This is a genomic window from Mesorhizobium sp. M0174 (genome assembly GCF_040322275.1).
Lineage (GTDB): Bacteria > Pseudomonadota > Alphaproteobacteria > Rhizobiales > Rhizobiaceae > Mesorhizobium.
Genome location: NZ_JAMYTB010000005.1, coordinates 33,468 through 54,462 on the forward strand (window position 1 = coordinate 33,468; position 20,995 = coordinate 54,462).

General features: G+C 63.4%; 18 protein-coding genes. 10 read left to right on the plus strand and 8 right to left on the minus strand.

Translation table 11 applies throughout. From position 1 onward, the window contains the following. Window positions 1–35: 35 nt before the first annotated feature. Window positions 36–914 carry a 3-hydroxybutyryl-CoA dehydrogenase gene (locus NKJ13_RS12185; RefSeq protein ID WP_352777815.1) on the plus strand — a complete coding sequence of 293 codons (879 nt, stop codon included), beginning with the start codon at window positions 36–38 and terminating at the stop codon, window positions 912–914. A gap of 9 nt (window positions 915–923) precedes the next feature. Here NKJ13_RS12185 and NKJ13_RS12190 read toward each other — a convergent pair whose 3' ends face one another. Then, complete coding sequence (locus NKJ13_RS12190) at window positions 924–1,562, minus strand: NrsF family protein (RefSeq protein ID WP_352777816.1); 639 nt, start codon at window positions 1,560–1,562, stop codon at window positions 924–926. Between the two features lie 2 nt (window positions 1,563–1,564). Beyond that, entirely contained in the window at window positions 1,565–2,107 is a 543-nt protein-coding gene (locus NKJ13_RS12195; protein ID WP_352777818.1) for a sigma-70 family RNA polymerase sigma factor, read from the minus strand. Window positions 2,108–2,308: 201 nt separating this feature from the next. Between NKJ13_RS12195 and NKJ13_RS12200 the strand changes: the two genes are divergently transcribed. From NKJ13_RS12200 to NKJ13_RS12210, 3 genes are all read left to right on the plus strand, one after another. Further along, window positions 2,309–3,316 (plus strand): iron ABC transporter substrate-binding protein, encoded by a 1,008-nt coding sequence (locus tag NKJ13_RS12200; RefSeq protein WP_352505108.1) that lies wholly within the window; start codon window positions 2,309–2,311, stop codon window positions 3,314–3,316. A gap of 166 nt (window positions 3,317–3,482) precedes the next feature. Beyond that, a complete protein-coding gene (locus NKJ13_RS12205; RefSeq protein WP_352737905.1) occupies window positions 3,483–5,066 on the plus strand; it encodes an ABC transporter permease in 1,584 nt (527 codons plus the stop codon). Next, window positions 5,063–6,145 (plus strand): ABC transporter ATP-binding protein, encoded by a 1,083-nt coding sequence (locus NKJ13_RS12210; RefSeq protein WP_352737906.1) that lies wholly within the window; start codon window positions 5,063–5,065, stop codon window positions 6,143–6,145. Before NKJ13_RS12205 ends, NKJ13_RS12210 begins: the two co-directional genes overlap by 4 nt. Window positions 6,146–6,167: 22 nt before the next feature. Here NKJ13_RS12210 and ugpC read toward each other — a convergent pair whose 3' ends face one another. The 4 genes from ugpC to ugpB all read right to left on the minus strand — a co-directional run bounded on the left by ugpC (window position 6,168) and on the right by ugpB (window position 10,376). After that, the gene (ugpC, locus tag NKJ13_RS12215; protein WP_352737908.1) at window positions 6,168–7,235 is read right to left on the minus strand and encodes a sn-glycerol-3-phosphate ABC transporter ATP-binding protein UgpC; all 1,068 of its coding nucleotides are present in this window, start codon (window positions 7,233–7,235) and stop codon (window positions 6,168–6,170) included. Window positions 7,236–7,242: 7 nt separating this feature from the next. Further along, window positions 7,243–8,091, minus strand: a complete 849-nt coding sequence (ugpE, locus tag NKJ13_RS12220; RefSeq protein WP_352737909.1) for a sn-glycerol-3-phosphate ABC transporter permease UgpE — start codon at window positions 8,089–8,091, stop codon at window positions 7,243–7,245. Window positions 8,092–8,099: 8 nt separating this feature from the next. After that, on the minus strand, window positions 8,100–8,984 hold the full coding sequence (gene ugpA, locus NKJ13_RS12225) for a sn-glycerol-3-phosphate ABC transporter permease UgpA (RefSeq protein WP_352737993.1): 885 nt from the start codon (window positions 8,982–8,984) through the stop codon (window positions 8,100–8,102). A gap of 81 nt (window positions 8,985–9,065) precedes the next feature. After that, complete coding sequence (ugpB, locus tag NKJ13_RS12230; protein ID WP_352737910.1) at window positions 9,066–10,376, minus strand: sn-glycerol-3-phosphate ABC transporter substrate-binding protein UgpB; 1,311 nt, start codon at window positions 10,374–10,376, stop codon at window positions 9,066–9,068. Window positions 10,377–10,668: 292 nt separating this feature from the next. Here ugpB and NKJ13_RS12235 point away from each other — a divergent pair, with 292 nt between their 5' ends. Then, window positions 10,669–13,101 (plus strand): bifunctional diguanylate cyclase/phosphodiesterase, encoded by a 2,433-nt coding sequence (locus NKJ13_RS12235; RefSeq protein WP_352737911.1) that lies wholly within the window; start codon window positions 10,669–10,671, stop codon window positions 13,099–13,101. 2 nt (window positions 13,102–13,103) lie between these two features. Here NKJ13_RS12235 and tlpA read toward each other — a convergent pair whose 3' ends face one another. Then, window positions 13,104–13,787 carry a thiol:disulfide interchange protein TlpA gene (tlpA, locus tag NKJ13_RS12240; RefSeq protein WP_352737912.1) on the minus strand — a complete coding sequence of 228 codons (684 nt, stop codon included), beginning with the start codon at window positions 13,785–13,787 and terminating at the stop codon, window positions 13,104–13,106. Window positions 13,788–13,822: 35 nt separating this feature from the next. Between tlpA and argH the strand changes: the two genes are divergently transcribed. The 3 genes from argH to lysA all read left to right on the plus strand — a co-directional run bounded on the left by argH (window position 13,823) and on the right by lysA (window position 16,790). Continuing rightward, window positions 13,823–15,223 carry an argininosuccinate lyase gene (argH, locus tag NKJ13_RS12245; protein ID WP_352737913.1) on the plus strand — a complete coding sequence of 467 codons (1,401 nt, stop codon included), beginning with the start codon at window positions 13,823–13,825 and terminating at the stop codon, window positions 15,221–15,223. Between the two features lie 71 nt (window positions 15,224–15,294). After that, window positions 15,295–15,501 carry a hypothetical protein gene (locus NKJ13_RS12250; RefSeq protein ID WP_023677931.1) on the plus strand — a complete coding sequence of 69 codons (207 nt, stop codon included), beginning with the start codon at window positions 15,295–15,297 and terminating at the stop codon, window positions 15,499–15,501. 17 nt (window positions 15,502–15,518) lie between these two features. Then, window positions 15,519–16,790, plus strand: a complete 1,272-nt coding sequence (gene lysA, locus NKJ13_RS12255) for a diaminopimelate decarboxylase (RefSeq protein WP_352737914.1) — start codon at window positions 15,519–15,521, stop codon at window positions 16,788–16,790. Window positions 16,791–16,800: 10 nt separating this feature from the next. On the opposite strand, the gene NKJ13_RS12260 is transcribed toward lysA, so the two are convergent. Then, a complete protein-coding gene (locus NKJ13_RS12260) occupies window positions 16,801–17,103 on the minus strand; it encodes an ArsR/SmtB family transcription factor (RefSeq protein WP_352737915.1) in 303 nt (100 codons plus the stop codon). A gap of 63 nt (window positions 17,104–17,166) precedes the next feature. Here NKJ13_RS12260 and NKJ13_RS12265 point away from each other — a divergent pair, with 63 nt between their 5' ends. Continuing rightward, on the plus strand, window positions 17,167–18,108 hold the full coding sequence (locus NKJ13_RS12265) for a threonine/serine dehydratase (RefSeq protein WP_352777820.1): 942 nt from the start codon (window positions 17,167–17,169) through the stop codon (window positions 18,106–18,108). Window positions 18,109–18,320: 212 nt separating this feature from the next. Further along, complete coding sequence (locus NKJ13_RS12270) at window positions 18,321–20,936, plus strand: TIGR02302 family protein (protein WP_352737918.1); 2,616 nt, start codon at window positions 18,321–18,323, stop codon at window positions 20,934–20,936. Window positions 20,937–20,995: the final 59 nt, after the last annotated feature.

The following is a 20,995-nucleotide window of genomic DNA, read 5'->3' on the forward strand; positions in this document are numbered from 1 at the left end:
AAAACGGGCCGCAAAGGCCTCGACGGGATCGGGTAATGAGCAAGATCGAGACGATCGGCATCATCGGCGCGGGCCAGATGGGTGGCGGCATCGCCCATGTGTCGGCGCTGGCGGGCTATAGGGTGCTGGTTTACGATATTTCGCCCGACCGCATCGAAAAGGGCATTGCTACGATCAGCGGCAACATGGCCCGTCAGGTCGGCTCCGGCAAACTCGAGGAAACGCTGCGCAATGAGGCGATGGCGCGTATTTCGGCGGCGCCGGCCATGGCCGACCTTGCGGGCGCCGATCTGGTGATCGAAGCAGCGACCGAGGACGAGACGGTCAAGCGCAAGATTTATGCCCAGCTCTGCCCGCAGCTCAACCCCGAGGCCATCCTGGCGACGAACACATCATCGATCTCGATCACACGGCTGGCTTCGCAGACCGACCGGCCGGAACGCTTCATCGGCATACATTTCATGAATCCGGTTCCGGTGATGAAGCTGGTCGAACTGGTGCGCGGCATCGCCACCGAGGACCAGACCTTCGAGGCGGCAAAAACCTATGTGAAGCAGCTCGACAAGACGATCACCGTCTCGGAGGATTTCCCGGCCTTTATCGTCAACCGCATCCTGCTGCCGATGATCAACGAGGCGATCTACACGCTCTATGAAGGTGTCGGCTCGGTCGACGCCATCGATACCGCCATGAAGCTCGGCGCCAACCATCCGATGGGGCCGCTGCAGCTTGCCGATTTCATCGGGCTCGATACCTGCCTGTCGATCATGCAGGTGCTGCATGACGGGCTGTCCGATTCGAAATACCGCCCCTGCCCGCTGCTGGTCAAATATGTCGAGGCCGGCTGGCTCGGCCGCAAGACCGGGCGCGGCTTTTACGACTATCGCGGCGAGCATCCCGTTCCGACACGCTGATCCTTATCGCTACCAGCGCACAAAAAGTCGTCCGCCGAGCGCCCCGAGCACGGCAAGGATGGCGACCGCGATCGTATACCAGGTGCCGACGAAAAGCGGCGAATCGTCGAAGCAATGCGCCGCATAGAAGGTCGCCGCCAGCCCGCCGGCAAGCAGGCCCGCGGCCGCACCGGCAAGCACCGGCCTTGTCGGCGCGCCATGGCGCAGGACCGCGAGAAAGACGGCAAGCGGGCCGATCCCGATCAACGGAATGAAGGTCAGGCAGATGACCATGTTCGTCCCGACCAGGCGTGTGCCCCAGTCGGACGCAGGCACGGCGAAGAGTTCGAGAATCACGGCCACAATCACCAGCAGCGGGGCGGCGATCATGCAGCTTGCCGCTCGGCGGGTCGATGCACCGGGGGTCGACAGCGCATGCACCAGGGCAAAGGCGCTGGCCGAAAGAGCGATCGTGAAGACGAATTTGGACAGGAACCGCATCGTGTGCATGGCGATCGCAATGTCGGGGCGCGGGCCGATCGTCAGCCAGAAAACCGCGGCCGCGATCACCATGGCCGCACCGGCGGCAAGCCACCAGGCGGCGCCTAGCGGCAGCGCCTTGCTGCGGGCATCGGCGTCGAGCGCCTTGATGAGATCTTCGGTCCTCATTTTTATTCCCGCCTCGCCCCGAACCGTTTGGCAATGGCGGCAAGCCCGCGGTGCAGTGACACCCGCACAGCCGTCTCGCTGATGCCGAATTTGGCCGCCGTCTCACCGATCGAACGGCCTTCGACCGATACGGCCGAGACGACGGAACGCTGTGCCGGCGACAGGCTGTCGAGCGCCCGGTTGACGTCGCGCTCGCTTACCGTCTCCGCTTCCGGCTCGGCGAAGGTCTCGGCGATTTCGTCGATCTCGACCTCGATCCGCCGGCCGCGCCGCCGGAACGCGTCGATCAGCTTGAAGCGGGCTATTGCATAGACCCAAGGCAGCACCGGCGCATTATGGCGCCAGGTGTGTCGTTTCACATGAATGGCCAGCAAGGTTTCCTGCACGATATCCTCGGGATCCACCCCACCCTGCACGATCTTGCGCCGGGCAAAGCCACGAACGAGCGCGGCGATCCGGTGCAGAAAGTCGGCATAGGCCCTTTCGTCTCCAGCGATCGCGGCCCGCAGCAGCCGTGAAAGCTCGGCTTCGTCCTTGCCGCTCACAAGAGTTCACTCCCCGATATTCGCGTCTCGGCGCTGATTTGTTACGGGGCCGGCGAAATAGTGTCCAAGGCAAATTAGCTGAGCATCACGAAAGTTTGCCCTTTTGAGCAATTGAGTGGGCCAGCAATGTTGACTGCGCTAGTCATGTATTGGTAGGTGCAGCGTGCCAAGCCAACGACCATCGAAATCGAGGACGACGCCATGAAATATGCTCTTTCCGCCCTTGCCGGTGCGACAGCACTTGCAATCAGCCTGATCGCCGGCCCGGCAATAGCAGAGGACGAGGGCATCGTCGTCTACAACGCCCAGCACGAAAACCTGACCAAAGCCTGGGCGGAGGGATTCACCAAGGAAACCGGCATCAAGGTTACCGTCCGCAATGGCGGCGACAGCGATTTCTCCAATCAGATCGTTGCGGAAGGCACCGCTTCGCCCGCCGATGTATTCCTGACGGAGAATTCGCCGGCCATGGCATTAGTCGAGGCGGCCGGCCTGTTCGCACCGGTCGACACCGAGACGCTGGCCCAGGTTCCGCAGGAGTACCAGCCGGCGAGCGGCAAATGGGTCGGCGTCGCCGCGCGCAGCACGGTCTTTGCCTACAACAAGACCAAGCTGGCCGCCGACCAGCTGCCCAAATCGCTTCTCGATCTCGCCGATCCGAGCTGGAAGGGCCGTTGGGCCGCATCGCCCTCCGGCGCCGATTTCCAGGCGATCGTCAGCGCGTTTCTGCAGCTCAAGGGTGAGGCAGCGACGGCCGAATGGCTAAAGGCGATGAAGGAGAATTTTACCGCCTATAAGGGCAACAGCACGGTGATGAAGGCGGTCAATGCCGGCGAGGTCGAAGGCGGCGTGATCTATCACTATTACTATTACGGCGATCAGGCCAAGACCGGCGAGAACAGCAAGAACGTCGAGCTGCACTATTTCAAGCACCAGGATCCCGGCGCTTTCGTCTCAGTTTCCGGCGGTGGCGTGCTGGCCTCGAGCAAGCACCCGAAGGAAGCGCAGGCTTTCCTGAAATGGGTCACCGGCAAGGGCGGCCAGGACGTACTGAAGACAGGCGATTCGTTCGAATACGCAGTCGGCAAGGGCGCCGAGTCCAATCCGAAGCTGGTGCCGCTGGCCGATCTGCAGGCGCCGAAAGTCGACCCGACGACGCTGAACTCGAAGAAGGTGACCGACCTGATGACGGCGGCCGGCTTGCTTTAGCCGGCGTTCGTCCTAAAAGGGCAACCGACTGCGCTCCTGTGGGAATTCGCTTTCCGCGGGAGCGCTCTGTTTTCAAGATGGCATTTGTCCATGACCACAAGCTGCTCGCCGCATTCGCCGACGATTGTTTCCGCCTTCGGGCGGAAACGGCACAACGTCTGATCTGATGCAGTCGGCGATCGATCTCGCACCTTCAGGCTTGCCAGCCGATACCACGGCCGTGCGGGCACGTCGTTGGTCGGTCTCATGGATTGCGCTGGCTGCCGTCTTTGTCTCGCTTTTCGCGCTGCTGCCACTTGCCTTCATCGTCTGGGTGGCGGTTCAGACTGGCTGGGAAACCGTGGCGGCGCTGGTGTTCAGGCCGCGCGTCGGCGAACTTCTGGTCAACACCAGTCTGCTGGTGGTGCTGACCGTGCCGATTTCGATCGTGCTGTCGGTGGCGCTGGCCTGGCTCACCGAGCGCAGCGATCTGCCGGGGGCCCGCCTATGGGCCTGGTTGTCGGTGGCGCCGCTCGCCATTCCCGCCTTCGTCCACAGTTACGCCTGGATCACCATGGCGCCCAGACTGCACGGCCTGTGGGCCGGCGTGCTTGTATCCGTCATCGCTTATTTCCCGTTCCTCTATCTGCCGATAGCGGCAGCTTTGCGCCGGCTCGATCCCGCTCTCGAAGATGCAGCAGCGGCCCTCGGGCTTGGCCCATGGCGCGTGTTCCGGCGTGTCGTGCTGCCGCAGCTCCGACTCGCCATTTGCGGCGGCTCGCTGCTGGTCGGCCTGCACCTCCTGGCCGAATACGGCCTTTACGTTTTCATCCGCTTCGACACCTTCACCACCGCGATCGTCGACCAGTTTCAGTCGACCTTCAACGGTCCCGCCGCCAACATGCTGGCCGGCGTGCTGGTGACTTGCTGCCTTGTGCTGCTCGGTCTGGAGGTGCTGGTGCGCGGCGAAGAGCGCTATGCCCGCGTCGGTTCGGGTGCTGCGCGCCAGCAGCAGCGCACGGGCCTTGGGCGCGCCACCATTCCTTGCCTGCTGCTGCCCGCCATTACCACGCTGCTGGCGCTCGGCGTGCCGTTCGCCACCATCGGCCGCTGGCTCGTGGCCGGCGGCGCCAATGTCTGGCGGCTCGACGAGATCGGTCTGGCGCTTGGCCAGACGCTGTTCCTGGCGATTGCCGGCGCGCTGCTCGCCACCGTCGCGGCAATGCCGATGGCGTGGATCTCGATCCGCGCGCCGGGAAGGCTGCAACGCGTCCTGGAGGGCTGCAACTATATCGTCGGCGCGTTGCCTGGCGTCGTCATCGCGCTGGCGCTGGTCACCATCGCCGTGCGTATCGCCATGCCGCTCTACCAGACCCTGTTCACCATCCTGGTCGCCTATGCGCTGATGTTCCTGCCGCGCGCCCTGATTAGCCTCAGGGCGTCGATCGCACAGGCGCCAGTCGAGCTCGAACGCGCCGCCTCGAGCCTAGGCCGGTCGCCGCTCAAGGCGCTGTGGTCGACGACCATCCGCCTGTCGGCGCCGGGCGCCGCAGCCGGCATGGCGTTGGTCGCGCTGGGTATCATGAACGAATTGACCGCAACCCAGATGCTGGCACCCAACGGCACCCGCACGCTGGCCATGGCGTTCTGGTCCTATAGCGGCGAGATCGACTATGCGTCGGCGGCGCCTTATGCCCTGATCATGGTAGCGATGTCGCTGCCTTTGACCTGGCTGCTCTACGTCCAGTCGAAGCGGATGGCCGGGCGATGAGCTTTCTCGAGCTGAGCGGCATCCACAAGCACTACGGGCCTGTCGCAGCACTTGCCGGCGTCGACCTCAGCGTGGTCAGCGGCAGCCGTACGGCAATCGTCGGGCCATCCGGTTGCGGCAAGACCACCTTGCTGCGGCTGATCGCCGGCTTCGAGGCGCCGGACCAGGGCCGCATCGTGCTCGATGGCGAGGTGCTGGCCGATGGCGACACGGCCGTGCCGGCGCATCGCCGCGGCATCGGGCTGGTGGCGCAGGACGGCGCTCTGTTCCCGCATCTGAGCATCGCCGCCAATATCGGCTTCGGCATGGGGCGTCACGAGGAAAAGCGCAGTGAGCGCATCGCCGAGCTCGCCTATGTCGTCGGACTGGACAAAGGAATCCTGAGGCGCCGCCCGCATGAGCTCTCCGGCGGCCAGCAGCAGCGCGTCGCGCTCGCCCGCGCCATGGCCATGAAGCCGCGGCTGATGCTGCTCGACGAGCCGTTCTCGGCGCTCGACACCGGCCTGCGCGCCTCGATGCGCAAGGCCGTGGCCGAGCTCCTTGAAACCGCCGGCATCACCACCATCCTGGTCACCCATGATCAGGCCGAGGCGCTGTCATTCGCCGGCCAGGTCGCGGTGATGCGCGACGGCAAATTCTCGCAGGTCGGCACGCCGCGCGAGCTCTATTTCAGGCCGAAGGACAGGATGATCGCCGAGTTCCTCGGCGACGCCATCGTCTTGCCGGCCCGGATCGCTGATGGCTTCGCCACCTCGCCGCTCGGCCGCATCGCCGTCGACAGCACCGAGCGGCGCGACATCGCCCGTATCATGCTGCGGCCCGAGCAGGTGCTGCTGAAACGAACCTCGCGTGAAGGCATGTCCGGCACGCCGGACATGCTGTTCGGCGAGGTCACGGAATCCGAATTCGCGGGCTCGATGTGCACGATCGCCGTACGTCTCTTGAACAGCCCAGATCCGCCCGACGCCGCCGCCATCGGCAACACGCCATTGATCCTGCGCAAGCCGGGCATGGACGCGCCTGCGGTCGGCGAGATCGTGCGGCTGACCGTGTCGGGCAAGGCGCATGTGTTTGCCTGAACGGTTTTGCGCAAGGCCGATTTCAATCGACCCGTTTGCCCGCTTGATCGAACCAATGCAGCTTTTCGGACCTGGCCACGACGCGCAATCGGTCGCCTGGCTTGGCGCTGGCGCGGCCTGAGACGCGCACCACGATGCGGCTGCCGGCTGCCACGCAATGGAGAAAGCTTTCGGCACCGACCGGTTCGACCGCTTCCACTGTCGCCGGCAGCGCGAGCGCGCCGGCCGGCGCCTCTGCCGCGAAGGTGATATCGGCGTCCTCCGGACGAAAGCCCAGTGTCACCGCCTTGCCCTGTCGAGGCGCCAAGCCAATCACCGTACCGTCGGCCAATACCAAGCTTGGGGAGGCCCCTGTGAGCGCCAGCAGATTCATCGGCGGTGCGCCTATGAACGAAGCGACGAAGGTCGAGGCCGGTTTCTCGTACACATCAAGCGGCGCGCCGGTCTGCTCGACCAGTCCGGCGTTCATGACGACGAGGATGTCGGCCAGCGTCATCGCCTCAAGCTGGTCGTGCGTGACATAAACCGAGGTGACGCCAAGCGAGCGCTGCAGATTCTTGATCTCGATGCGCATCTGCCCGCGCAATTTCGCATCGAGGTTGGACAGTGGTTCGTCGAACAGGAAGACCTTCGGGTTGCGCACGATGGCGCGACCCATGGCGACGCGCTGGCGCTGACCGCCTGAAAGCTCGCGCGGGCGCCGGTCGAGCAGCGCCGAAAGCTCCAGCACCTTGGCCGTCGAGCGTACCCTGCTATCGATCTCGTCCTTCGGCGTGCCGCGGTTGCGCAGGCCATAGGCCATGTTGTCATAGACCTTCATATGTGGGTAGAGCGCGTAATTCTGGAACACCATGGCGATGTCGCGCTCGGTCGGGCCGATGGCGTTGACCACCTTGCCGTCGATGGCGACTGTACCGGCCGAAATGGTCTCCAACCCGGCGATCATCCTCAGCAGCGTGGACTTACCGCAACCTGACGGCCCGACCAGCACGCAAAGCTCCTTGTCGGGAATGGCGATGGAGACGCCCTTCACGGCTTCGACGCCGCTGGGATAGACCTTCTTCACGTCCTTCAGATCGACGGTCGCCATCAGAGTCTCACTTTTCGGATTCGACCAGGCCGCGCACGAACCAGCGTTGCATCATCACCACGACGAGAATCGGCGGCACGATAGCCAGCATTGCCGTGACCATCACGAGGTGCCATTGGGTGTCGGCATCGGCGAAGGAAACCATCTTTCTCAGCGCGATGACGATGGTGTTCATGTCGCTGCTGTTGGTGACGAGCAGCGGCCAAAGATACTGCGTCCAGCCATAGATGAAGAGGATCACGAACAGCGCGGCGATGTTTGTCCGCGACAGCGGCAGGAGGATATCAAAGAAGAAGCGCCATGGCCCGGCACCGTCGACACGCGCCGCCTCGACCAATTCGCCCGGTATGGTCATGAAGAACTGGCGAAACAGCAGCGTTGCAGTGGCTGAGGCGATCAGCGGGACGATCAGGCCGGCATAGGTATCGATCATGCCGAGATCGACCATCACCTTGTAGGTCGGCAGGATGCGCACCTCGACTGGAAGCATCAAGGTGATGAAGATCAGCCAGAAGAAGGTCATGCGCAGCGGAAAGCGAAAGAACACGATCGCGTAGGCCGACAGGATCGAGATGAAGATCTTTCCGACCGCAACGCCGAGCGCCATGATCGTGGTGTTGAGGAGCAGCTTGCCGACGCTGACCCCGCCGATACGGCCGATGCCGCCGAACAGCCCCTCGCTGTAGTTGTTCCATAGCTGGCCGCCCGGCAAGAGCGGCAGCGGCGGCCTGAGGATCGTTTGCAGCGTGTGCGTCGAGGCAACGAAGGTGTAGTAGATCGGAAAAGCCACGATCAATATGCCGAGGATGAGCACGGCATGGGCGATGAAGGTGCGGAGCGGGGACTGGCCGATCATCGCTGCCCTCAGCCGTAGTGGACTTTGCGTTCCACATAGTGGAACTGGATCGCTGTGAGCGCGATGACGATGGCCATCAGGATGACCGACTGCGCCGCCGAGTCGCCCAGGATCAGATTGACGAAGCCGTCATTGTAGACCTTGTAGACCAGCGTCTCGGTCGTCTTGCCAGGCCCGCCGCCGGTGACGGCATGAACGATGCCGAACGTGTCGAACAGGGCATAGACGGTGTTGACGACCAGCAGGAAAAACGTTGTCGGCGCAAGCAGCGGGAAGACGATGGTCCAGAAGCGCTTGGTTTCGCCGGCGCCGTCCATGGCCGCCGCTTCGATCAGCGTTTTCGGCACCGCCTGCAGGCCGGCGACGAAGAACAGGAAATTGTAGCTGATCTGCTTCCAGGCAGCCGCCGACACCAGCAGGATCATGGCGTGGGTGCCGTTGAGCAGTGGGTCCCATGCGATGCCGAGGCTTCTCAGCAAATAGGCCAACGAGCCTATCGAAGGGTTGAACAGAAACAGCCACAGCATGCCGGCGATCGCCGGCGCCACGGCATAAGGCCATATCAACAGTGTGCGGTAGAGGCCTTTGCCGCGCACGGCCTTCTCGGCCATGACCGCGAGCAGCAGGGCCACAACCATGGCAACGATCGCGGTCGCAAGCGAGAACACCACCGTGACCTTGATCGAGTTGAGGTAGGCCGGATCGGCCAGCACCTTCCGGAAATTGGCAAACCAGACGAACCTGCTCTTCAGTCCGAACGGGTCTTGCCTGAGCATCGACTGGTAAAGCGCCTGACCAGCCGGCCAGTAGAAGAAAACCAGGGTTATGGCGAGCTGTGGCGCCACCAGCAGGTAGGGCAGGATCTTGTTGGGAAAGACGACGCGTGGAGACAGGCTGATTTCCCTCGCTATCCAGGCATCGCCCACGCGCGCTCGCGTGGGCGATATTCCAACCGACTGACCGAGACGATCTCGTTAGTTGTCCAGGGCTTCCTTGATCGCGGCGTTGCCGCGCGCGACCGCATTGTCGAGCGCCTGCTGGGCGGTTTGCTGGCCGGCCAGCATCTTCTCCAGCTCCTCGTTCTGGATATCACGCACCTGCGGCAGATTGGGCAGACGCACGCCCTTCGAATTGTCGGTCGGCGACTTGCCGATCATCTGCAGGATGGGTGTCTCGCGGCCGGGGTTCTTGTCATAGAAGCCTGATTTCTTGGTCGCCTCGTACGCGGCGAGCGTCACAGGCAGGTATCCCGACTTCTGGTGCAGGTATTCCTGTACATCGGTCTTGGACAGATAGGCAAAGAAGGCGGCAACGCCCTTGTATTCCTCGTCCGACTTGTTGCCGAACACCCATAGGCTGGCACCGCCCGGCGTCGTGTTCTGCGGGGCACCCTTGGCGTCACTGTCGTAGGGAAGCTGGCCGATGCCATAGTTCATGCCGGACTTGACGATATCGCCGAGGCCGCCCGACGATTCGGTGAAGATGCCGCATTCGCCGGCGAGGAATATCTGCTTGGCTTCGGAGGTGCGTCCGCCATATTTGAACGTGCCGTCCTTGGCCAGGTCGGCGAGCGCCTGGAAGTGGTTGACGAAAATCGGCGCATTGATCTTGAGTTCGACGTCGCCGCCGGCCAGGCCATTCTGCTGGGTGGCCCAAGGCACGTCATTCCACGCCGCGAAATTCTCCAGATGGATCCAGGTCAGCCAGGTCGAGGTATAGCCGCAAGAGGCGGCGCCGCTCGTTTTGATCTTCTTGGCGGCTTCCCAAACCTCGTTCCAGGTCTTGGGCGGAGTGTTCACGTCGAGGCCTGCCTTCTGGAAGATGTCCTTGTTGTAGTAGAGGATCGGCGAGGAGGAGTTGTAGGGGAAGGACAGCATGGTGCCGTCCGGCTTGGAATAATAGCCGACGATGCCGGGCAGATACTGGCTCTTGTCGAAAGTCATCCCGGCGCCGGTCATCACATCGGCCACCGGCTTTATCGCACCCTCGGCCGCCATCATCACGCCGGTGCCGACGTCGAACACCTGGAGGATATCGGGCGCTTGCCCGGCACGAAAGGCAGCGATGCCGGCATTCAGCGTCTCCGGATAGGTGCCCTTGAACACCGGAACGAGCTCATATTCGCTCTGGCTGGCGTTGAAATCCTTGGAGATCTTGGCGACGACCTCGGCGTTGGCGCCGGTCATGGCGTGCCACCAGCTGATCTGCGTGACGGCGAAGGCGGAGGTGGTGGAAAGCAGGGTCACGGTGGCGGCGATACCGGCCGCAAAGCCGAAGAACTTCATGTTTCATCTCCCGTTTGTCATTGGCGAAAGGGGCACCTCCGCAAAGGCAATATGTGGCGCTGATGACAATCGGACAACGGTTTTGTTGCCGATCAATGAACACCATTCCTTCCTAAAGTGCACTCGCTACCGAAACCGGGCGTCAGAAACGACATCACCGCCTTTTCGGCGCAGCGGCATCGGTTTTCCCCCGAAAAGACCCGCCTCATGGCCTACGGGTTAACTATTCGTTAAAATCTCCAAGAGCTAATCCGTCACACCTCCCCTGTTAGTTTTGACCGAGTGAACCAGGATGCTGACGGTCTATAATTGTATCGTAAATCAGCACGACCTGAGACTGGTTGCGCTCGCCGCACTCGTCTGTGGAATTTCTTGTTTCTCAGCAGTTAATCTCCTTAAGCATGTCGGCCGATCGACCGAGCGAAACCGGCTTGTCTGGCTGATGATCGCCGCGGCCTCGACCGGGTTCGGCATATGGGCGACGCATTTCATCGCCATGACCGCGTTTACGCCGGGAATACCGAACGCATACAATCCGGGATTATCCGCCTTTTCGCTTGCCGCCGCCGTCATCCTGACCGCGCTTGGGATGTGGGTCGCCACCTTGCGCCGCGGCATCGACCATTTCCTCGTCGGTGGTGCCATTCTGGGCGGCGCCATCGCGACGATGCACTACATCGGCATGGCGGCTTTCGAGGTCGAAGGCCGGGTCGTATGGAACCTGCTCCTTGTCGCGATGTCGCTTCTGGCCGGCGTGACCCTTGCGGCACTGGCACTCCTGGTCGTTTTGCGCCGCCCGTCAGCAGTCGCGACTCTCGGCGGCGCCGCGCTTTTGACGCTGGCCATTTGCAGCTTGCATTTCATCGCGATGGCCGCGGTGTCGATCATTCCGGATTCCTCGATTGAAATATCCGAACATTCCATCGAGCCCATTTCCCAGGCCTTTGCCGCAGCGGTCGCCAGCCTTGTAATCCTTGTGCTGTCAGGTGCCGCGCTGTGGATCGATCTGCGCTTTCGCCACCAGAAGCTCGAGGCCGAGCGCATGCACGATCTCGCCAATGCGGCGGTGGAAGGTCTGATCGTTTGCGATGGCACCCGCATCGTCAGCGCCAATGACAGTATGGCGAAGCTGACCGGAACAGCGACAGCCACCCTGAACACGATGCAACTCGGCGAGCTTTTCGACGGACAGAGCGCAGCCGCTATGTCCGGCTTCGGCGAACAGGCGCAGGAAGCGAAATTAAGGGGCAGCGACGGCGCGAGAATTCCTGTCGAGCTGATCGCCAGGAAGATCACCTACTGCGGCAGGCCTCATACGGTGCTTGCCGTTCGCGACATCCGTGAGCGCAAGAAGGCAGAAGAAGAGATTCTCCGCCTCGCGCATTTCGATCCGCTTACCGGGCTTGCCAATCGGCGGAGCTTTTCTTCCCGGCTGGAAGCAGAAGTCGCCTCGATGGATCGTGGCGGCAAGGATGGATATCTGGCGCTCCTGCTGCTTGACCTCGACCGGTTCAAGCAAGTCAACGACCTCTACGGCCACAGCGCCGGTGACGCGATGCTGCAGAAGCTCGCGCACTGCATCTCCGGCATCCCGCGCAACGGACAGATGCTCGCGCGTCTCGGCGGTGACGAATTTGCCATCATAGCTCCGAACCTCCCCGACCCCTTGGCCGCAGGCCGGATAGCCGAGGACTTGCTGGCGGCGATCCGCGAGGAAAACAGGGTTTCGGTCGGCTCCGGCCTCGTCTCGGCCAGCATCGGCATCGCCTTCTTTCCGCTGGATGCCGAAGACCAGGCCGGCCTGATCAGCCATGCCGACACGGCACTCCATCGCGCCAAAACCGAAGGCAGGGACACTTACCGGTTTTTCGAGATAGCCATGGGCACCGCGGCCCGCGACAAGCGCGTGATGGAGCATGAATTGCGCCAGGCCATCGCCCGCAAGGAGTTCCACCTCGTCTACCAGCCTCAGAAGGAAATCCGCGGCGGCAGGATGATCGGCTTCGAAGCCCTGGTCCGGTGGCAGCACCCTGAGCGGGGTGATATTTCTCCGGCTGTTTTCATCCCCGTGGCCGAGGACAGTGGCGCGATCGCCCAGATCGGCGACTGGGTGCTGACGACGGCTTGTAACGATGCTGCTCGCTGGACAAATCCGCTGATGGTCGCCGTCAACGTCTCCGCCGTGCAGTTTCACAATCCGAACTTCAGCCGCAAGGTGCATGATGCACTGGCGAGGTCCGGCCTGGCACCCGGCAGGCTGGAACTGGAGATCACCGAAACAGCCCTGGTGAAGGATATGCCCCGCGCGCTGGCGGCCTTGAGGCAGGTCAAGGCGCTTGGCGTGCATGTAGCGATGGACGATTTTGGCACCGGCTACTCTTCGCTGTCCAACCTTAGCGCCTTTCCCTTCGACAAGATCAAGATCGACGGGTCGTTCATCAAATCGGTCGACAAGAACGCCCAGTTCGCGGCGATCGTCCGCGCCGTGCTGGGGCTTGGACGCGGTCTCGGCCTACCGGTCCTTGCGGAGGGCATCGAGACGCCGGGTGAATTGCAGTTCTTGGATGCCGAGGCTTGCGAGATCGGGCAAGGCTATTACCTCGGCAAACCGGCTCCGATCGAGACGTTCGGCGAACTGACGGGCGTGGCTGCTCCGGCAATCCGCACAGCCAGCCGACGCGGCGCAAGCATTGCCGTGCTCAAGCCGCGCCTGCGCACGGTCTGAGCCTATCCCGGCTGAAGCGCCGCCTCGACCAGACGCTTGGCATCCGGCCCCGACCATTCGGCCGGGCCGTTCATATGGGCGATGAGGCAGCCTTGCCCATCGATCAGCATGGTGACGGGCAGACCTAGCGCCAGGCCGCGCGTCTTGACGTCGTTGAACAGCGCCATCGTGGCATCGCGATAGTAGCCGAGCGACTTGACGCCGGTGTCCTCCAGGAATTTCTTCGGTTTGGCATCGTCGCCGGCATCGACGTTGACGGCAACAACCTGAAACGCATCGCTGCCCATCTCCTTCTGCAGCGCATCGAGCGCCGGCATTTCGGCGCGGCAAGGCGCACACCATGTCGCCCACAGATTGAGCAGCACCGTCTTGCCGGCATGATCGGCGATCATCGTCGGCTCCCCGTCGGGGCCGTTGAAGGCAAGGCTTTTCAGCGATTGCGGCGGATCCGCCGGCAAAAGCGCGGCAACCTGGCCGGTAGCAGCGGCGGCGATCTTCTTGGCACGGTCGGTCTTGGCGACGCAGGCGGCGTCGTCCTTGCCGCCGCCGGCGGCCACTGGCGCGGGCGCCTTGTTGCCAGAACTGCTTTCCCTGACATATACCGCGACCGCGCCGGCCAGCACGCCCGCAACCAAAGCGGCGAGGATGAGACGCAAAGCCGGGAAAAATCTATTGCCGTCTGCCATTTTTGAAAAACTGCTCCGGAGCACGGGTTATAGCGATGAACGACAAGAAGGCCAGCAACCAGATGTGGGGCGGACGTTTTGCCTCGGGTCCGGCCGCAATCATGGAAGCGATCAACGCGTCGATCTCGTTCGACCGCAAACTCTATGCGCAGGATATTCGCGGCTCGATCGCCCATTGCCAGATGCTGGCGCAAACGGGCATTATTTCGGCGGCCGATCAAGAAAAAATCACTCACGGGCTGAACACGATCCTGGCAGAGATCGAGGCCGGCACATTCGAGTTCTCCACCAGGCTGGAAGACATCCACATGAATATCGAGGCCCGTCTGGCCGATTTGATCGGGCCCGCAGCTGGCCGCCTGCATACCGCCCGCTCGCGCAATGACCAGGTGGCGGTCGACCTCAGGCTGTGGGTCAAGGACGAGTGCTTTCGCGTCGCCGAGGCGCTGAAGGGGCTGATCACGGCGTTCCTAGATCGCGCCGAGGAGCATGCGGCAACGGTGATGCCGGGCTTCACCCACATGCAGGCGGCGCAGCCGGTGACCTTCGGCCACCACTGCATGGCCTATGTCGAGATGTTTGCGCGCGACCTGTCTCGCGTCCGCGATGCGATTGAGCGTATGGATGAAAGCCCGCTCGGCGCTGCCGCCCTTGCCGGCACCAGCTTTCCGATTGACAGGCACGAGACAGCGAAGGCGCTTGGCTTCCGCGAGCCGATGCGCAATTCGCTCGACAGCGTTTCGGATCGCGATTTCGCGCTCGAGTTCCTGGGCGTAGCAGCGATCTGCGCGACGCATCTGTCGCGACTGGCTGAAGAGATCATCATCTGGTCGACGCCGCAATTCGGCTTCGTCAGGCTGTCGGATAGTTTCTCGACGGGTTCGTCGATCATGCCGCAGAAGAAGAATCCCGACGCTGCCGAACTGGTGCGCGGCAAGACCGGCCGCGTCACCGGGCACCTCGTCGCCTTGCTGACAGTAATGAAGGGCATGCCGCTGACCTATGGCAAGGACATGCAGGAAGACAAGGAATCCGTCTTCGACGCGGCCGAGACGCTCGACCTGATGCTGGCGGCAATGACCGGCATGGTGCGCGACATGACGGTGAACACCGCGGCGATGAAAAAGGCCGCCGGCGCCGGCTATTCGACTGCGACCGACCTCGCCGACTGGCTGGTGCGCACGCTCGGCCTGCCGTTCCGCGAGGCGCACCATATCACTGGCCGGGCGGTGGCGCTGGCCGAGGACAGGAAGATCGGGCTCGACAGGCTTTCGCTGGAGGATCTGCAGTCCATTCACCCCGGTATCAGCGCCGACGTGTTTTCGGTCCTTGCCGTGCAGAATTCTGTAAAGAGCCGCACGAGCTTCGGCGGCACCGCGCCGTCCGAGGTGCGCAAGCAGATCCGCTACTGGAAAAAGCGGCTCGCCAAGGCGTAAGACGCGGGGTGCAATGGCCGCAAAACTCGGCTAGAAGCGGCTGCGGGCAAAAGTTTCGGACGGATGGCACGATGACCGGAAGCAGGATTTTGGTGACGCTGACGCTGTTGGCAGCAATGGCCACCGTTGCGGCCTGCGGCAGGAAGGCTGCGCTTGATACGCCCTACGCGGCCGCCGTGCAGGCCCGCAAGGACGCCGAGAAGGCCAAGCAACCTTTGCCGCCGGAGCCGGAAAAACCTGTTGAGGACAAGAAATTCATCCTCGACCCGCTGCTCTGATTTTTCGGACCAATCTCGTGAACCATTTCGACTACCGCGACGGCGCGCTGCATGCCGAGGACGTGGCGATATCAGACATCGCCGCCAGCGTCGGCACGCCGTTCTATTGTTATTCGACGGCGACGCTGACCAGGCATTTTCGCGTCTTCACAGAGGCCTTTGCCGGGCTCGACGCCCTCGTCTGCTATGCCATGAAGGCGAATTCGAACCAGGCCGTGCTGAAGGTGTTGGCAAGACTCGGCGCCGGCGCCGACGTGGTCTCGGAGGGCGAATTGCGCCGCGCTTTGGCGGCCGGCATTCCGGCAAGCAAGATCCTGTTTTCGGGCGTCGGCAAGACCGCGCGCGAAATGGATTTTGCGCTCTCGGCCGGCATTCTCTGTTTCAACGTCGAATCCGAACCGGAGCTGGAGCTGCTGTCGGCCCGCGCGACCGCGCTGGGCAAGATCGCGCCGATCTCGCTGCGCATCAATCCGGATGTCGACGCCAGGACGCACAACAAGATTTCGACTGGGAAGGCCGAGAACAAGTTCGGCATTCCCTGGCAGCAGGCACGAAAGGTTTATGCGCGCGCGGCTGAGCTGCCGGGCATCAAGGTCACCGGCATAGACACCCATATCGGCAGCCAGATCACCGAATTGCAGCCCTTCGACGAGGCCTTTGCGCTGCTGGTGGAGCTGGTCGGCGCCTTGCGCTCCGACGGTCATGCCATCGAGCACATCGATGTCGGTGGCGGCCTTGGCATTCCCTACCGCGTCGACAACAACCCGCCGCCTTTGCCCGATGCCTATGCCCGGATCGTCAGAAAGCATGTCGTCGCCGAACTCGGGCTGAAAGTGATGTTCGAGCCAGGCCGGCTGATCGTCGGCAATGCCGGCATCCTGGTCTCGGAGGTAATCTTCGTGAAGGAGGGCGACGCCAAGAACTTCCTCGTCGTCGACGCCGCGATGAACGACCTGATCCGGCCGACGCTTTACGACGCTTTCCACGACATCAAGCCGGTGGCGCAGCAGCCGGCCGCAGCACCGCGCATGAAGGTCGACGTCGTCGGCCCGGTTTGCGAGACCGGTGACTATCTCGGGCTCGACCGTGACCTGCCCCGGCTGAAATCCGGCGACCTGATCGCTGTCGCCACCGCCGGCGCCTATGGCGCCGTCCAGGCCGGCACCTACAATACCAGGCTGCTGGTACCGGAAGTGCTGGTCGACGGCGACCGCTTCCACGTTGTGCGCCCGCGCCAGACCTATGACGAGCTGATCGGACTGGATTCGGTGCCGGACTGGTTGGAGTAGAACTCTGCAGCTACAGGCGGTGCTGAATGAGCGCCCTGGTTTCGGCGATCCTGTTCTCGTTCCGGCGATAGAATGTCCACTGCTTGATGCGCTTGCTGCGCAAAAGCCCTGCCTGGGTGAGCACGCGCATATGTTCGCTGAGCGTCGCCTGGGTGATCCCCAGCTTTTCCGCGATCAGCAGCGCGCAGACTCCGTCGTCGACCAGATCGCCGTCCGCCTGCGGCGGAAAATGCGAGCGCGGGTCCTTGAGCCAATCGAGGATCTGCAGCCTACGCTCGTTGGCAATCGCTTTGAAGACGTCGACCTCTTGCATTTAGCTACTTTGCCAAGTTACTAAGTAATGTCAACTCTGAATGTCAGCTCTGGGAGTGAAAGCATGCTGCACGGCCACACGATCACACGCGAGCGCATTGCGGCGATGGAACCCCGCATCCGGCCCTTCGTGCGCCACACGCCGGTGCTGCGCGTCGACATGGCCGATTTCGGCCGCCCGGCTCTGCCGGTCGACCTGAAGCTTGAGTGCTTGCAGCATTCCGGCTCGTTCAAGGCGCGTGGTGCGTTCACCAATCTCCTCGAACGGCCGGTTCCTGCGGCCGGCGTCGTTGCCGCATCGGGCGGCAATCACGGCGCCGCCGTCGCCTATGCCGCCATGCGACTCGGCCACAAGGCGACCATCTTTGTTCCCGAAGTGAGCCCGCAGGCCAAGCTGGACCGCATCCGTGGCTACGGCGCCGAGCTGGTCGTCGGCGGCGCCCGTTATGCCGAGGCGCTGGCCGCCAGCGAGAGCTTCGCCGAAAAATCCGGCGCGCTGCAGATCCACGCCTTCAACCAGGAGGAGACGCTGGTCGGGCAGGGCACGCTCGGCCTCGAAATCGAGGCCGACCTGCCGAAGCTCGACACCCTGCTGGTTGCTGTCGGCGGCGGCGGCCTGATCGGCGGCATCGCCGCCTGGTTTTCCGGCCGCATCAGGATCATCGCGGTCGAGCCGGAGGGTGCGCCGACGCTTCATCGCGCGTTCGCGGCGGGCCGACCCGTCGACGCGCCGGCTGAGGGCGTCGCCGCCGATTCGCTCGCGCCAAAGCGTGTCGGCGAAATGATGTTTCCTATCGCCGAGGCATTCGTCGAGCGCTCGATCCTGGTCGGCGACGACGACATTATCGCCGCCCAGGCGGCGCTGTGGGACCGCGTGCGAATCATCTCCGAGCCGGGCGGTGCGGCCGCCTTCGCGGCGCTCCTGTCCGGCCGCTACGCACCGGTTGCAGGCGAGCGCGTTGCCGTACTGATCTGCGGCGCAAACGCCAATCCGGCGAAATTCTGACAATATCCGGGGCATTATTGTTCACGTTTTGGGGAACCGCCTCGCCTTCGCCGTGTTTGTTGGTATCCTTAGGGCGATGTGCATCCGCTTGGACGCACGAAGTACGCGCTAAGATTTTAGGTCTTCGCATCGTGCTTCCCGGAAATCGACTTTTCGGGCCCATGCGATAGACTCGTGAGGCCTGGGCTATCCCGCCCGGCCAGGAAGGGCCGATGACGCAACGACCCATTTTCACCAGCGATCGCAGTCTGGCCAGGCGCCTTGCCTTGAGCCGGCTGGGGACGCAGGTCTCGATAATCGTCGAACGCGGCTGGCCATTGGTGCTGCCGCTGATCATCGTCGCCAGCCTGTTCCTCAGCATTTCGTGGCTCGGCCTGTTCCCATTTTTGCCCGATCTGGCGCGGATCGGTCTTATCACGGCATTCGGCGTCGCAGCGCTTGCCGCACTCTATCCGCTGCGTTTCTTCCGCACGCCATCCAGTGCCGAGGTCGACCGCCGCATCGAGGCGGCCAACCGATTGCTGCACAGCCCGGTGCAGGTCCAGACCGATCGCCCGAGCGGCAAGGAAAGCATTTTTTCGCAAGCCCTGTGGCGCGAGCATCAGCGGCGCATGGCGGACCGGCTGGGCGAGCTTGGCGGCGACGTGCCGCGCACACGCGTGCCGGAACGCGACCCGTGGGCGTTGCGCGCCGTTGCCGCGCTTTTGTTGGTCACTGCCTTTGCCTTCTCCTTCGGGCCGTCGGGCGGCAGGCTGGGCGACGGCTTTGTTGCCCGTGCCGCCCGCGACGTCGTGCCGCCGCGCATTGATGCCTGGGTGACGCCGCCGGCCTATACCGGCAGGCCGCCGATATTCCTGAACGCCCCAGTCCTTGCCAACAACGCCACTCAAACGGCGCCGACCTTCACCGTTCCGGAGGGCAGCGATGTGTCGCTGCGCGTCACCGGCGGTTCGGGCGAGGAAACGCTGAGTTACGCCGACACCGGCGGCAACACCCGCGCCATCGATCCGACCGGGCCGCAAGCCGCCAAGACTGAGGCAGCTCCGGCAACGCCTTCCACCGTGCGCCAGTTCAGCGGCAAGTTGACGGCCGACGGCACGCTGACGCTGCAGTCCGGCGACGGCGAGCTCGGCCGCTGGGCCTTCGCCATAATTCCCGACAAGCCGCCGCAGATCCGCTTTGTCGGCGAGCCGAAGCGCGCCGTCAACGGCGCCTTCGAACTCAACTACCAGATTGACGATGACTATGGCGCGGCCTCCGCCAAGGCCGTTTTCGCATTGGCCGATCCGCAGGCACCCAACGCGCATCCGCTCTATGGCCCGCCGGAAATGCCGCTGACGTTGCCGCGCCGCGGCGGGAAGGCGAATGCCGCTAAGACGACGAAGGACCTGACCGACCATGTCTGGGCCGGTGGTAACGTCAAGCTGTCGCTTGTCGCCACCGACGGTGCCGGACACACGGCGACCAGCGAAACCAAGACGCTGGTGATGCCGGAGCGGCCATTCTCCAACCCGTTGGCGCGGGCTGTTGTCGAGCAGCGCCGCATGCTGGCGCTCGACGCCTATGCCAAGGACCGGGTGCTCGACCTAATGGATGCGATCACGCTCAGGCCCGAAGACACGTTCGACAACATGACGCACTACCTCGCCATCATGAGCGCCCGCACCCGGCTGAAGATGGCTGACAGCGACGACCAATTGCGCGACGAGGTCGCTTACCTCTGGGAGATCGCGCTCGGCATCGAGGAAGGCAATCTGTCGGCGGCCGAGAAGCGGCTGCGCCAGGCGCAGCAGGCGCTGCAGGATGCGATCAAGAACGGCGCCAGCGACCAGGAGATCGAGAAGGCGATGAAGGAACTGCGCGAGGCGATGAACCAGTTCCTGCAGGAATTCGCGGCGCGGGCGCAGCAGAATCCGAATGCGCCACAGATGCAGCAGAACGGCCGGGAACTGCGCCAGAGCGACATCGACCGCATGATGGACCAGATCGAGAACCTGGCGAAATCCGGCAATCGCGACCAGGCGCAGCAATTGCTGTCTGAGCTGCAGGACATGATGAACAATCTGCAGGCAGGCCGCCAGCAACAAGGCGGTCAGCAGGACAGCGAGATGCGTCAGCAGATGGATAAGCTGGGCGAGATCATGCGGCGCCAGCAGGAGATGATGAACGACACCTTCCGCATGGACCAGATGCAGCGTGGCCAGCAACAGCGCGGGCAGAACCGCGACGAGCAGCTCGGCGAGAACGGTGAGCCGGGCCCGATGGACGAACAGGGCAAGCCCGGCCTGGGCGACGACCGCGATCCGCTCGGCCGGCCGGGGCAGATGACGCCGCAGGAATTCGCCGATGCGATGAAGCAGTTGCAGGAAGGCCAGGGCAAGCTGCAGAGCGAGCTCGATCAATTGAGGAAGAGCCTCGAAGGCATGGGCCTCGACCCCAATGAGGGGTTTGGCGAGGCCGGCAAATCCATGGGCAATGCCGAACAGGCGCTCGGCGAGGGCGAAGGCGACCAGGCCGTCGGTCACCAGGGCCGCGCATTGGAAGCCTTGCGCAGGGGCGCCAAGGACATGATGAAGCAATTGCAGGCGATGCAAGGCGACCAGGGCGGCAACGGCCAGGGCGGACGACAGCAGAATGCCGACCGTGACCCGCTCGGGCGGCCCCGCACCAGCGAGGGTCCCGATGACGGGAGTTCGGTGAGAGTGCCTGACGAGATCGACGTGCAGCGTGCCCGCCAAATCCTCGAAGCGATCCGCAAGCGGCTCGGCAATGCACTCAGCCCCGATATCGAGCGCAGCTATCTGGAGCGGCTGCTGGAGCTGAAGTAAGGCTGCCTGTATTCGGAAGATCGCCGCGCGCGGTCCGTGGTGGCCGCCACCGCCGGACT